The organism is Caldisphaera sp. (assembly GCF_049974385.1).
In the GTDB taxonomy this organism is placed as follows: Archaea; Thermoproteota; Thermoprotei_A; order Sulfolobales; family Acidilobaceae; genus Caldisphaera.
Genome location: NZ_JBMFIW010000002.1, coordinates 33442 through 46118 on the forward strand (window position 1 = coordinate 33442; position 12677 = coordinate 46118).

Below are 12677 nucleotides of genomic sequence, written 5' to 3' on the forward strand. Positions count from 1 at the left end.
TCATCAACCCTTTATCTCTACTTCTTTCCCTAGTTCTCTTAGTTCTGCAGAATTATAAATGAATTTCCTCAAAGAATTTGCTGCATCCTTAATATTTATCCTAACCTGTTTCCATGTATCTCTATCTCTCATTGTTATAGTATCATCTTCTAATGTTTCATAATCTATAGTGAAAACTGCTGGAACACCTATTTCGTCTGCTCTTGCATATCTTTTTCCAATACTGCCATTATCGTCGTATAAGACATTAAACCCTTCAGAAATTAGATATGAGTAAAATTCCCTTGATTTATTAATTAATTTTTCATCTCCTTCTATTAATGGTAATACGGCTGCATCAGCGGGTGATAAATATCTTGGGAATGATAAAACTACCCTCCCATCAACTTCTCTATAAGCATACTCTAATAAAACATAAAGAAGTCTATCTGTACCAAATGATGGCTCAATAACGTGAGGAATAAACTTTCTACCAGCTACTTTTTCTTCTTTCTCAACTATTATTAACGCTTCCTTTGGTATATCTATATTATCAATTGTTAGCTTGCCTTTTTCCTCAATTTCTTTTAAAACATAATTTACATCTGATTCCTCTACTTTTTTCATAAACTCATACGCTTTTGATTTAAAAGTTTTACCAGCATATGCCTTGTCTAATAATACTTTCTTTACCTTCATCGTTATTGGTTCTTTATATGGTTCAAATACTTCTAAATCTGCATTGCTAAATTCTTTGTGCCTAGATAAATCATAATTACCTCTATAAGCATAGCCTGCGACTTCTATCCAGCCCCATCTTGAGGTCTTAACCATATGATCGAATGTTTGACTAGAATAATGCGCCCTTTCCTTAGGTCCTTTTTCTTCAAAGTACATATTGTTTTCTGGTACACCTATTTTTAATAACAATAATTTTCCTGTTACCATCCAATAAGCCATACATGGATTAATAACAAAATTCCTCTCTATAGCTTCCTTTACTGTTACTGTAACAAAACTTCTGTTATCTTTCTTATATTCATATGGTAGCATGTTTAGCGTTTCATTATAATATTTTTCAATACCTGGGCAGTCTTTCTTGTCAGGATTAAAGAAGTATTCCATTTCCATAATTGTAAAATCTCTTAGCCTGATCATTCCCTGTCTTGGACTTATTTCATTCCTTCCTACCTTTCCCACTTGGGCTATTCCTAAAGGCAATTTATTTCTCAAGGATTCATGGATTCTTTTAAATGCAACAAATATACCTTGAGCCAACTCCGGCCTTACATAACCTACGTTCCCTTCATATGGACCTATTTGAGTTTTAAACAATAAATTAAATACTTTGACTTCTCCAAGCTCTCCATTACATACTGGGCATCTTAATCCCTTTTCTTTTATTATAGAGCTTAACTCAGACGCGCTTAATCCTTCTGCATTTATATTAAGCCTTTCTTCAACCAAATGATCAGCCCTGAAAATCCTTCCACAACTATTGCACTTTACAATAGGGTCTGTAAAATTATCTATATGACCGCTGGCTTTATATACAATTGAAGGCCCTATGATTGGTGTTTCAACTTCTACAACTGAGTCTTGGTTGTTTTTAACAAATAGTTCTCTCCACATATCAATTAATTTCCTCTTCAATACAATTCCGTATGGGCCTATATCATAAAATCCAGCCTGACCCCCATATATTTCATATGAAGGCCAAAAGAAACCTCTCCTTTTCGCTAGATCTATTATTTTATCGTAAATGTTTTCTTCAGGCAAATTCTCAACCCTTCTTTTCTTATTTATATAGGTCAAAACTTTTATTTAAATAGATTAACAGCTTTTCTGGTGAGGAGATTGGGCTTGAAGGATATCTACTTAACAAAATCATCAAAGAACTATGCTGGCTTGGAAAATAATAAAAATTCAAAATATGAAATTATAGGTGTACCCTTCGACTCTTCAACTTCATATAAGCCGGGCACGCGCTTTGGCCCTGATTCTATAAGACAGGCAGCTACCGGATTAGAATCTAACAGTTACTTTTCTGATATTTATTTAGAAGACATAGGCTTAACAGATGAAGGCGATATTTCTGTAGTAATAGGGGATATAAATGAGACATTAAACAGAATAACAGAGGTTATATCAGATGTTCTAGATCTTAATAAAATTCCTATAATGATTGGTGGTGAACACACCATAACTTACGGAGCATTAAGGGCATTTAAAAAGGTCAATATAACCCCATGCTTAATTGTTATTGATGCCCATTATGATTTAAGAGACGAGTATCTTGGTTTAAAAAATGGCCATGCCTCAGTAATGAGAAGATCATTAGAATTATTAGGTGGGCCTAAAATAAATTATATAGGCGTTAGAGCATATTCTAAAGAGGAAAGAAATTATGTATTATCAAAAAACAACATAAATACTGTAAAGACTGGGGATATTTATAAAATGGGCTTAGTAAACGTAATAAATACCGTAAAGAGATTTATGTCTGATTGTAAATATATATACTTATCCATAGACATGGATGGCTTTGATCCTTCATATGCTCCTGGTGTAGGAAATCCGGAACCTGGTGGGATAACAAATTTAGAAGGTCTTACTTTAATAAATCAGCTAGTTGATGAGAGGTTAGTAGGTGCCGACGTAGTAGAAGTTTCCCCTCCCTATGATAATAGTGGTATAACATCTTCTCTTGCTGCTAAATTAATAAATGAAATCATAATGAAGAATTATATTTCATTAAATAAGAAAAACGTTTAATTAAATAGCATCAACTTTTCTTGGTTTTACAAGCGTTGGAGGAGCCCTCAGCTTAATGAAAACCCTATAACCACATTTGGGGCATATCATGCTATGATATTGATCCAATTCTGTTTTGCTAATTTTATATCCACAATTTAAACACATATAGTAAACTTCCCTTTCTTTAATCCCATAAAGTGGGCCTGAGTATTCTTCTTGTTGAACTTCTTCACTTATTGGCTCACCCATGTTTTCTTCTTCAGACACACTAATGCACCCATCTTTTAGCTGTAGGATAAGGTTTATATTCCTAGATCAACTAAAAAATATTCAGAAGTTGTGAGGTGGCTAAACAAGCCCATGTCAAAAGCTGTTGATTGTGGAGGTCTTCCGCCGGAAATATGTGAACAACTAGCAACTGAGGAACAAATAATAAAGATTAGGCTGGAAACAAGAAGGTTTGGCAAACAGGTAACAGTTATTGAAGGAATAGACGAAAAGCAAGTTAATTTTAAGAACCTAGCATCAAAATTAAAGAGTGAGTTAGCTGCTGGTGGAACCTATAAGGAAGGGAGAATAGAGCTGCAAGGAGATCATAGGAAAAAAGTTAAGGATATACTAGTAAAATTAGGCTTTCCGGCTGATAACATAATGATTATAGAATAAATATTTTCAAGTTTAATTTCTAATTTAATTTTTATTTTATCTAAGCATAAATATTTCTGGTTACCCTATCCAATTTGAGATAAAAATGAACGCGATTGCGATATTTGTTGGAGGATCTACAAAAACTTCTACAATCAATGGAGTTAGCATAGCTGGATCCAGTAGTGAAGAAACTCTCTATACGCCTACACTTGATTTAGAATACATTATTAATGGTATGCCATTAACAAAGAATGAAATACCAGTTACGCCAAATGGTTTGCCCACACCTGCAGTTATAACTAGAGCTTTATTAAGAAGAATCAAAATACCATATTTTGCTGTAGATTCTGGTCTGTACATTAAACTTAAGGTACCTCATATAAAAATACCAAGCGCTATTCCAGGCAATAATATAGAACTTTACGATGCTATGCAAAAAGGAACAGCAAAATCTATATTTGAAGAATCAAAAATCATGGGAGAAATAATATCAAATAAACAAGAAATCTTTTTGCTGGGAGAAAGCATACCAGGAGGCACAACAACAGCTGCATCTATAATAGAAGGATTAGGATTTAAAGCTGTAGATTTTATTAGTAGCGCATCACCTAATAATCCAAGAGAATTAAAGAAAAAAATAATAGAAAGTGCTTTGAAAAGAATTAGCAAGAACGATGACGTTTTCACTATAATAGATAAGATTGGGGATCCTGTTCATATATCACTTGCTGGATTTGCAGCAGGTGCTTTAAAGAATAAATCAACAGTTTTGCTTGCAGGAGGCACGCAAATGGGAGCAGTTTTATCAATATTATATAAATTGAATATATTAGATGAAAAAATAAAAATAGCAACAACAAAATGGATTGCAAATGATGAAGAATCAAATATTTTTAAGCTAATAGAACAAATTGATAAAAGAATTGAAATAATTGTTTCAGATGTAGACTTTTCTGATGCGAAATATGACGGACTCAAATTTTATGAGAAAGGATTTGTTAAAGAAGGCGTCGGAGCAGGAGGAGTTATGGTATTATCTAGATATTTTGGACTAAGCGTAGAAGAAATTAAAAAAGAAATATATAATGAATATGAGAGGCTGATATCTATTGGTAAAAGTAATCATTGAAAACAATAATCTAATTTTAGAATTTGATGAATTGATGGATATAATGACTACAGCTCATAAAAATGCTATAATAAAAAGCAAAACAATAGTAATAAATCAAGTTGAAAAGAATTTTAAAGTAAGAAATGTTGAGAAATATAAAAATGATATTCTAATCAAACTAAATCAAGATAGTAATGTACCAGTTTTTTTAACAGCAGCCGATATAACAAAATATAAAACCAAAGAAAATGAATATGGAGGTGCGTTAATAACAGCTGGATTTGAGATACCTAATTGCATTTATCAAGAGGAAACTTTTGATGTAGATTGCATTGGAACAATAAATATTATATCATGGCTTAATATAAAATTAACTCTAAGTGGACTACTTGATTTTTTCAGAACTGTGACAGAAGCAAAATGTATTTCATCAAGCGATTTATTGTTAAGGTGTAAATCAAGGTCTTCTGGTACATCTAGTGATGCGATAGGAGTAGCAGCAAAAATTTCTAATAATGGAATTATGTATAGTGGGATGGCGACAAAACATGGAAATTCTATAGCAAGAATAATACATGAACTTTTGATTTCTTTTGATAAAGATACAAATACTATGCTCAAGAGGTCATTGGGTTTATCATTAAGCGAAATAGTTGATGAAGCAATGTTTATATATAATAAAGCTCCTGTTCCGAACATTGATGGAAAACAAGTCTATAACATGATCTATAAAGAGCTTGAAAATGAATTAAAAGATCCAAATGTCTGGTCTTATATCATTGCAGCAAGAGAACTAGATCTAAGAGGAGAAAGCAATACATTTCCTTTTTTATCCAAAGAGGAGTATGAAAGAGATTCTAAAATGATTATAAGTGATGAGGCATTAGCATCTTCTTTAAGTATTTATTTATCAGGTTTTAAAGGTTTAACATCTACATATTGGGTTGACACAATTAAGGATAAAGAAAATCTAAAATTTTCTAAATTGCCAATGTTTGAAGATGATATAGTTTCTGCTTTAATAGGATCAACCCTGTCAAGAATTTATGACCATCTTTTAAGGGGAAAATAAATGGATTACGATATAGAAATTGCATTAATTATGGCTGGTGGTAAGGGAAAAAGATTTGGATCGAGCATGAAACCTTTTGTAGAAATTTGTGGAAAGCCTATGATATTTAACATAATAAATAAAACAAGGAAAATTTTTAAATTTACAATAATAGCCGTTTCCGCCAATGTAGAAAGCTTTTTGCACATTCTAAAAAATAAATATAAAGATGTGATGCTTATTTATACAACAGGCATAGACTATTCTATAGACATAGGAATTATATTAGATATTATAAAGGAAAGGCCTATAATGATTTTTCCTTCTGATATGCCAAATATTACCGAAGAAACAATAAAATATGTAATAAAATCTACTGAAAATATTAAGGAAGATATAATAACCATAACAGACATACATGGAAACCCTATTGGTATTTCCATTGTAAAAGGCTATAATTTAAAAAAGTGGACAAATTTTGCCTTAGATAATAAAAACATTCTTAATATAAATACTGTTGAGGATTTTGAAAAAGCCAAGATGATGTGCAATGATTAAAAGAAAACATGGAGGGATTAAAAATAAAAGACTTATTGATTTTAGTTCCCCAACAAATCCTCTCGGGCCACCAATTTTTACTGAAAAACTATTAAAAAAATGTATTAATCAAAAACATTATAGATACTACCCATCATATAAGAAATTAATTGCAATGCTATCAGAATATTGGAATATAGATGAAGATTATATAATACCTGTAAATGGAAGCGATGAAGCATTAACTATAACTCCGTTGGCGTTAAAATTAAAGAAACTTATAATATTAGAACCCAATTTTGGGGATTATGATTTAATGTCGAATAATTTAAAAATAAAGCTCATTAGACCAACTATAGATTTGAGGAAAGAAGATCCATCTGTTGATATAGATAAACTAATCAACATATTAAATAGGAATAAAGATTTCCCTCTATTAATTTCAAGACCAAATAACCCAACAGGATTTTGTATTGAGAAAAATGAATTAGAATATTTGTCATCTAGGATTAATAATATGATTATAATAGATGAAGCCTTTGTTGAGCTTTCAGATTGCGAAAGAATTAGACCATCAGAAAATTATGTGATAATAAGAAGCCAGACAAAAACGTTTTCAACTCCTGGATTAAGACTTGGAGAAATAATAACCCTAAATAGGAAACTCTTAACTGTTTTAGAATCTTCTTTACAAGCGTGGCCTATTGATTCTATTACCAATTGTTTCTATTCAAATCTATTTTACGAAAAGGAATTTATAAAAAATTATTTAAATGATGCAAACAACTTAATTGCTAAGGAAAAGGAATTTATAATAAGAGAGCTTAAAAAAATAATTAAATATAAGAGCAGAACATCATTTATATTAATTAAACATAAAAACATACCAAATCCATATTTTAAAAAAGAACTAATAAAAAAGGGTTTGTTTATTAGAGATGCTTCTTCCTTTTACGGATTAGATAATTCATTTTCCAGGATATCTATAAAGAATCATGAAGAAAATCTAATACTAATAAATGCAATAAATGGTGTTTTAAATGAGCAAGAAAATAGTTGAAGATTTCCTTAGTTTAATTTCTTTCCTAACTATAATACCTACAGGATACTATAATATAGAAGGTGCATCTAATGCTCTATACCTTTCTCCAATTTTAGGAATCATAGAGGGTTCTATAATTGGTTTAATAGCTTTGTTATTAAAATTTAACCCATTAGTAAACGGTTCTATACTTATCGCTATTCACATAATAATAACTGGAGGGTTAAATCTAGATGGATTTGCTGATTATTCTGATGTTATAGGATCTAGAAAAAAAGGAGATGATGCCATCAAAATACTAAAGGATCCTAGAAAGGGTAGCTTCGCAATAGCATTTACAGCAACATTAATTATAATTAGGTTTTCATTATTTTCCTCTATACATAATATATTTCCAATTATTTTTTCATATCTATCAGGATTAGAATCTGCCTATATAATTTCATATCTATCTCCTATTCCTAATTATCAAGGATTAGGAAGTTTATTTATAAAAAATTCAAAAAACATTAGGAAGATTACTATTAACTTAGTAATTTATTTTTTAATATTAATAGCTTTACTCTTATTTACAAAAATAAAATTTATTTTGTTATCTCAATTATCTCTATTATTAATACCAATTATAATTAATGATGCTAAAAAAAGAATTGGCTTTGTTAATGGAGACGTGATAGGCTTTACAATAGAGTTAGTAGAAGTTGTCTCATTGCTAATTTCGGTGATTATATAATGATTTTTTTACCAAAATTTTTGTATCCAAGCCCTGTTTATTTGATTTTATCATTAACTATAGCCACAATAATGGATTTTATTTATCCGTATCATAAAGGTTTTTTATATAAAATACATCCAGTTCATACCTCATTTATATTATCTCAAAAATTGTTTAAACCATATTCATCAAAAATGTATGGATTTTTTATTTGGATATTTGTATTGTTATTGCATTTATTTATCTATTTGTATATTTTATATATCTCATATAAATTAAGCATTATTATTTGGATTATAGTTTCTTCATATATATTGAAAACGTCTATTTCATTTACACTTTTGTATGAAATAGTAAATAATGTTAGAAAATCTTTAGAAGAAAAAGACATTAATAAAGCGAGAGAATTTGTAAGCAATATAGTTAGAAGGCATACAAATAATTTAGACGATAGCCATATAGCTTCTGCAGCCATAGAATCCCTTTCAGAAAGCTTTGTAGATAGCGTGTTATCACCTTTATTTTGGTTAATATTATTTGGACCAATTGGATCATTAACTCAAAGAATAATTAATACTTTAGATGGATCTCTTGGATTTAAAGATCCCATGTATAAAGATGTAGGTTATGTTAGCGCTAAGGCTGACACAATAATAAATTATGTGCCAGCAAGAATATCAGTAATAGTATTTGCTATATCATCTATTATAATGGGTAAAGATATTAAATCATTATTTTCATGCTGGAAAAAATATAGAAAAAAGACAGAGAGCTTAAATGCAGGTAATCCTATGTCATCTTTAGCTGGAGCCATAAAAACAAGTCTTGAAAAAATTAACAGTTATAAGTTATGTGACTTTGATTTACCTGATCACAATAAAGTAAATGATGCTATGAAATTAACTTTGCTATCTTATGTTATATCAATATTAACATCAATGATAATAATTTATATAATATAAAAACAATAATAAAATTATATAAAGATTCTCTAAAATGTAAAATGCTGTGAGTTAGTAATGTGTATTGATTATGCTGAAAAGTTATCAAGAATAGTTTATAAGGATTCAGAAAAAAATAATTGTGACTGTTTATTATTTAGTGGAGGGATTGATACATCGTTTATTCTTATGTCATTAAACGAAAAACCTAAAACCGTTTCGGTTTTATTTAAGAATTCAAAAGATGAAGAATATATTAGCTATGCAACTAAAAAACTTAACATTGAAAATCATAAAATAACTATAAATAGTGAAGAAGAAGTCGATGATTGCTTGAAGATAGCATTAAATGTGTTAAGAACAATAGATCCTATTGAAATTATTTCAGGTATTTCAGTTTGCATGGGACTTAAAGAAGCAAAGAAATTAGGATGTAACTGTATTTTAACGGGAGATGGAGGAGATGAGCTATATTTTGGATATGATTTTTTACTAAATAAATCAGAAAGTTATTTAAGTAGCTGGTTAAAAAACGTTGCTAAAAATGCTTTTTTCAATTCAATACCAATTTCTCAATATCTAAGCATAAAAACTATATTACCTCTGTTTAGCGATGAATCTAAAGAACTCTCTTTTAGTATACCTACAAGATGTAAAATTAATGAAATAAATGGCAAAATTTTTGGCAAATATTTTATGAGGCTATGGCTCTATAAAAAAGGGTTAGAATATATAGCTCTAAGAGAAAAGACCCCGATAACTTCAGGCACTGGCTCTGAAATTTTATTAAATCATTGGAAAGAAAAAGTTAAAATCGATGAAATACAAGAATATAAGAAAAAATATAAAATTAATTTCCCTTCATTATCTCATCTATACCTATTTAAAAAAGGTTTGGAAATGAATTTATTTAATAACGAGCTTGAAAACAAATCAAAATACAATAGCTGCCCTATATGCGGCCATGAACTCAAAAGAAATTTTTGTAAATTCTGTGGGGCTTATATCAATGATAGTGTTTCCGTATATAGAGATTTCTAAGATATTTTATTAAGAAGGTTTAACAAATAAAGTCCGTTACTAAGCATCCATTCATCGTTATTAAAATAAACATAAGCTTCTTTAGGATTCAATTCAATAATTTTGTTGGCAACCATTCTCAGCTCATCCTCTTTATATTCATAATAATACCACCTAGTTTTTCCGTGCATTCTTAAATATATTATACCATTACTCATGGAATAATATTCAATTATAGGGGAACTAATGCTTACAAAAGTTGCATCAAGCCTTTTTAAGATATCTATAGTATCTTCATTAAACCATGATTTATGCCTAAACTCTAATGCAATTCTTTTTCCTAAACCTCCTTCTTTAATAAATAATGATAATCTTTCTATATTTTCATCATTTTTTATAAACGATGGCGGCAATTGTATTAAATAAAAAGAAACAATATTATCCATAGATTTAAAAGTATCTAGAAACTTCTTAAATACTTCCCAGGCATCTCTGTTTAATCTATGAGTATGAGATATTGATTTATGAACCTTTATTGACCATTTTATTACAGAGCCTTTCTCTATCCATGATTTTATTTGGTTCTTATATGGAAATCTATAAAACGATGAATTTAGCTCAACAGTATTTAAACCTGATTCCTTTATATACCAATCTAAAGATCTACCTTTATTCCAAGGATACATCCAGCCAGATGTCCCAACATATATTTTCAATTTTCACCCCAATTTTTTATGTGTTTGAAAATTTATTTTATTTTACCTTGATTTTTAGTTTGCAATATGCATAAAATGCATCATACATAGGGAACTGTTTCTCCATATTTTGATAGTCATCTTCTGAAATCTCTCTAAAACCTATAGCAGCTGCTTTTAATCCTACCGACTCGGCTGGTGGATTAAAGGGTTTATGAGCATCGGCACCTCTTATTATTTTAGCAAGCTCTAGAAGAGCTGGATCATTTAGATTGTATTTTTTGATCAAAGCATCGAATGTAACATATTCTATTCCATTTTCTATATAATGGTTTAATTCAGCTCCTTTAGTATCAAAAGGTATTGCATTTTCCTTCTCAGCAACTCTAAGAACCTCTTCTTCAGGCACAAATAAAAACGTTGCTTCAGGATCTATGAATTTTTTTATAAGCCAAGGACATGCTATCCTATCAACCATAGCTTTTTTTCTAGTAACCCATTTCATAACAAATTCCCCATAAATTCATATCCTTATATTTAACTATATATTCAATCTAAATTATAAACATTTCTTTGATATAGAGAAAGTTAAAGAAAAACGCGAATTAAAATAGTTTATTAAAATGTATTAGTAATTTTATAAAATTTTCATAAATTGCTTAGACTAAATTCAAATGGAAGCGAAAACCCTTTAAATTTTAGATTTAAACAGATAATTTATATGAAAAGAACAATGTTATGAGATGAACAATGTTATGGAAAATAATAAAAACGTTGAAGGAAAAAACATTAATGGCATATTATTAAAAATTTATAGCATATCTCCTTTAGACCTCTACATACTATTTCATTTCAAAAAGGCCAATGTAGATTATGGAAAATCAATAGCATCTATATTGGAAATGCCTATAGATGTTATAACAGATGAGCTTGATAAACTAGAAAACATGGGATTAATTCAAAGACATCAAGGTAGCTCGATTAAAAGAAGTGAAGCTAAGTTTAAACTTGCTGAAGAAGTAAGAAAACATCATACATACTATGAATTAACTAAAGAAACATGTCTAGCTATTAGATATTTAATAAGAAACTATAGTGCTATGAATGATTATTTCAAAAATATTACTGGATATAATAATATTTTAAAGCTACTTATATTTTTAAAAAAAGCAGAAAATGAACATGCTGGAACTATTTCAAAGGTGTTAGGAGAAGACATTGAGAATACAATTATTATTCTTGAAAAACTAGAAAAGCTAGGTTTAGTTAGTATTGTTAAAGAAAAAGTAATAAAAGCTAAGCATAGAAAAGCTAAGCCGAAAGAAGAAACTAGAACGCATCATATTTATTATAGAATAACAAGAATAACAGAGTTAATACTAAGATACTCCGAATTAAATTCCTCTCTTAAATGAGAGTTACGCCACGGGTAAACACGGATACAAAATTTAATACTATAAAGTTTAAATAAAGAACAAAGTATTTAATTATATAAAATAAGTTTTGCTATTAGGGGATATTATGAAAAAGGAAAGGTTAGAGCTATTAATAACAACTATTATTTTGGCCTTAGTTATTGTCCTAGAAGAATTAAAGATTTTTTCAACCATAAATAATTTTTTCTTATCGCAAATTAATTTAAAAAATAGTTTAATAATAAGGATAACAACAGATACTGCAAGCTTTGAGGCATTTATAGCTTATATGGCAATTTTATATTTTGGATTTGCTATAAAAAGAAAAAGTATTCCGAAAAATGTTATAAGTTTTATAATAGCAATCATAATATCGATGATTGCCACCTTATTTATAAAAGCTTTTACCATGGTACCGAGACCATATGAAATACAACCTCATTATTCTATAATAACTTCAATAATAAATGCTGATTACTTCTCTTTTCCATCAGGACATACAGTTAGAGTATCTGTATTAGCTTATTACATAACCTACGTTTTTGATTCAACAAAAAAGAGTAAACTAAAATACTTATCCTGGATCTACGCTTTAATTATTATGTACACAAGGCTAGCTCTTCAAGCACATTACTTTAGTGATTTACTAGCAGGCATTATAGTTGCTCTGTGGTCTTCATTGCTAATAATTAATCTGGAAAATGTCTGGATAAAAATATATAATAAATTGTTTTATAAAATAAAAATATTAAATATAAAATAAAAA

Annotated in this window: 15 protein-coding genes; 11 read left to right on the top strand and 4 right to left on the bottom strand. The window is 29.2% G+C overall.

Annotated elements, in window-relative coordinates:
* Nucleotides 1–3: 3 nt before the first annotated feature.
* Nucleotides 4–1758 (bottom strand): glycine--tRNA ligase, encoded by a 1755-nt coding sequence (gene glyS, locus ACP5GV_RS00770; RefSeq protein WP_428101756.1) that lies wholly within the window; start codon nt 1756–1758, stop codon nt 4–6.
* 78 nt (nt 1759–1836) lie between these two features.
* Between glyS and speB the strand changes: the two genes are divergently transcribed.
* Nucleotides 1837–2754: an agmatinase family protein gene (gene speB / locus ACP5GV_RS00775; protein ID WP_428101758.1), complete on the top strand. Its 918-nt coding sequence runs from the start codon at nt 1837–1839 to the stop codon at nt 2752–2754.
* Here speB and ACP5GV_RS00780 read toward each other — a convergent pair whose 3' ends face one another.
* Entirely contained in the window at nt 2755–3003 is a 249-nt protein-coding gene (locus tag ACP5GV_RS00780) for a zinc finger domain-containing protein (RefSeq protein WP_292321074.1), read from the bottom strand.
* 93 nt (nt 3004–3096) lie between these two features.
* Here ACP5GV_RS00780 and yciH point away from each other — a divergent pair, with 93 nt between their 5' ends.
* The 8 genes from yciH to ACP5GV_RS00820 all read left to right on the top strand — a co-directional run bounded on the left by yciH (nt 3097) and on the right by ACP5GV_RS00820 (nt 9822).
* Nucleotides 3097–3402 carry a stress response translation initiation inhibitor YciH gene (gene yciH, locus ACP5GV_RS00785; RefSeq protein WP_428101760.1) on the top strand — a complete coding sequence of 102 codons (306 nt, stop codon included), beginning with the start codon at nt 3097–3099 and terminating at the stop codon, nt 3400–3402.
* Between the two features lie 85 nt (nt 3403–3487).
* Entirely contained in the window at nt 3488–4513 is a 1026-nt protein-coding gene (gene cobT / locus ACP5GV_RS00790) for a nicotinate mononucleotide-dependent phosphoribosyltransferase CobT (protein ID WP_428101762.1), read from the top strand.
* Nucleotides 4494–5567 (top strand): adenosylcobinamide amidohydrolase, encoded by a 1074-nt coding sequence (locus ACP5GV_RS00795; RefSeq protein WP_428068023.1) that lies wholly within the window; start codon nt 4494–4496, stop codon nt 5565–5567. Before cobT ends, ACP5GV_RS00795 begins: the two co-directional genes overlap by 20 nt.
* Nucleotides 5568–6104, top strand: coding sequence for an NTP transferase domain-containing protein (locus tag ACP5GV_RS00800; protein ID WP_428101765.1), 537 nt, complete (start codon nt 5568–5570; stop codon nt 6102–6104).
* Nucleotides 6097–7143 carry an aminotransferase class I/II-fold pyridoxal phosphate-dependent enzyme gene (locus ACP5GV_RS00805; protein ID WP_428101767.1) on the top strand — a complete coding sequence of 349 codons (1047 nt, stop codon included), beginning with the start codon at nt 6097–6099 and terminating at the stop codon, nt 7141–7143. Before ACP5GV_RS00800 ends, ACP5GV_RS00805 begins: the two co-directional genes overlap by 8 nt.
* On the top strand, nt 7124–7858 hold the full coding sequence (locus ACP5GV_RS00810) for an adenosylcobinamide-GDP ribazoletransferase (protein ID WP_428101770.1): 735 nt from the start codon (nt 7124–7126) through the stop codon (nt 7856–7858). Before ACP5GV_RS00805 ends, ACP5GV_RS00810 begins: the two co-directional genes overlap by 20 nt.
* Entirely contained in the window at nt 7858–8802 is a 945-nt protein-coding gene (locus tag ACP5GV_RS00815) for a CobD/CbiB family cobalamin biosynthesis protein (RefSeq protein ID WP_428101772.1), read from the top strand. The genes ACP5GV_RS00810 and ACP5GV_RS00815 overlap by 1 nt, the downstream gene beginning before the upstream one ends.
* 57 nt (nt 8803–8859) lie before the next feature.
* Nucleotides 8860–9822 (top strand): asparagine synthase C-terminal domain-containing protein, encoded by a 963-nt coding sequence (locus ACP5GV_RS00820; RefSeq protein ID WP_428101775.1) that lies wholly within the window; start codon nt 8860–8862, stop codon nt 9820–9822.
* Here the strand turns inward: ACP5GV_RS00820 and ACP5GV_RS00825 are convergent.
* Together ACP5GV_RS00825 and ACP5GV_RS00830 are read right to left on the bottom strand one after the other, a co-directional pair.
* Nucleotides 9819–10517: a DUF72 domain-containing protein gene (locus ACP5GV_RS00825; RefSeq protein ID WP_428068011.1), complete on the bottom strand. Its 699-nt coding sequence runs from the start codon at nt 10515–10517 to the stop codon at nt 9819–9821. The two genes, ACP5GV_RS00820 and ACP5GV_RS00825, sit on opposite strands and share 4 nt — an antisense overlap.
* A 37-nt stretch (nt 10518–10554) precedes the next feature.
* Nucleotides 10555–11001, bottom strand: a complete 447-nt coding sequence (locus tag ACP5GV_RS00830) for a chromate resistance protein ChrB domain-containing protein (protein ID WP_428101777.1) — start codon at nt 10999–11001, stop codon at nt 10555–10557.
* 238 nt (nt 11002–11239) lie between these two features.
* Between ACP5GV_RS00830 and ACP5GV_RS00835 the strand changes: the two genes are divergently transcribed.
* Complete coding sequence (locus ACP5GV_RS00835) at nt 11240–11911, top strand: DUF2250 domain-containing protein (protein WP_428101779.1); 672 nt, start codon at nt 11240–11242, stop codon at nt 11909–11911.
* Nucleotides 11912–12017: 106 nt separating this feature from the next.
* Nucleotides 12018–12674, top strand: a complete 657-nt coding sequence (locus ACP5GV_RS00840) for a phosphatase PAP2 family protein (RefSeq protein WP_428101781.1) — start codon at nt 12018–12020, stop codon at nt 12672–12674.
* Nucleotides 12675–12677: the final 3 nt, after the last annotated feature.

What these genes read in the sequence shown, in the direction of transcription:
- ACP5GV_RS00800 (WP_428101765.1), top strand. Translation starts at nt 5,568, where the DNA reads ATGGATTACGATATAGAAATTGCATTAATTATGGCTGGTGGTAAGGGA.
- ACP5GV_RS00820 (WP_428101775.1), top strand. Translation starts at nt 8,860, where the DNA reads ATGTGTATTGATTATGCTGAAAAGTTATCAAGAATAGTTTATAAGGAT.
- yciH (WP_428101760.1), top strand. Translation starts at nt 3,097, where the DNA reads ATGTCAAAAGCTGTTGATTGTGGAGGTCTTCCGCCGGAAATATGTGAA.
- ACP5GV_RS00815 (WP_428101772.1), top strand. Translation starts at nt 7,858, where the DNA reads ATGATTTTTTTACCAAAATTTTTGTATCCAAGCCCTGTTTATTTGATT.
- ACP5GV_RS00805 (WP_428101767.1), top strand. Translation starts at nt 6,097, where the DNA reads ATGATTAAAAGAAAACATGGAGGGATTAAAAATAAAAGACTTATTGAT.
- ACP5GV_RS00830 (WP_428101777.1), bottom strand. Translation starts at nt 11,001, where the DNA reads ATGAAATGGGTTACTAGAAAAAAAGCTATGGTTGATAGGATAGCATGT.
- ACP5GV_RS00840 (WP_428101781.1), top strand. Translation starts at nt 12,018, where the DNA reads ATGAAAAAGGAAAGGTTAGAGCTATTAATAACAACTATTATTTTGGCC.
- ACP5GV_RS00835 (WP_428101779.1), top strand. Translation starts at nt 11,240, where the DNA reads ATGAACAATGTTATGGAAAATAATAAAAACGTTGAAGGAAAAAACATT.
- cobT (WP_428101762.1), top strand. Translation starts at nt 3,488, where the DNA reads ATGAACGCGATTGCGATATTTGTTGGAGGATCTACAAAAACTTCTACA.
- ACP5GV_RS00810 (WP_428101770.1), top strand. Translation starts at nt 7,124, where the DNA reads ATGAGCAAGAAAATAGTTGAAGATTTCCTTAGTTTAATTTCTTTCCTA.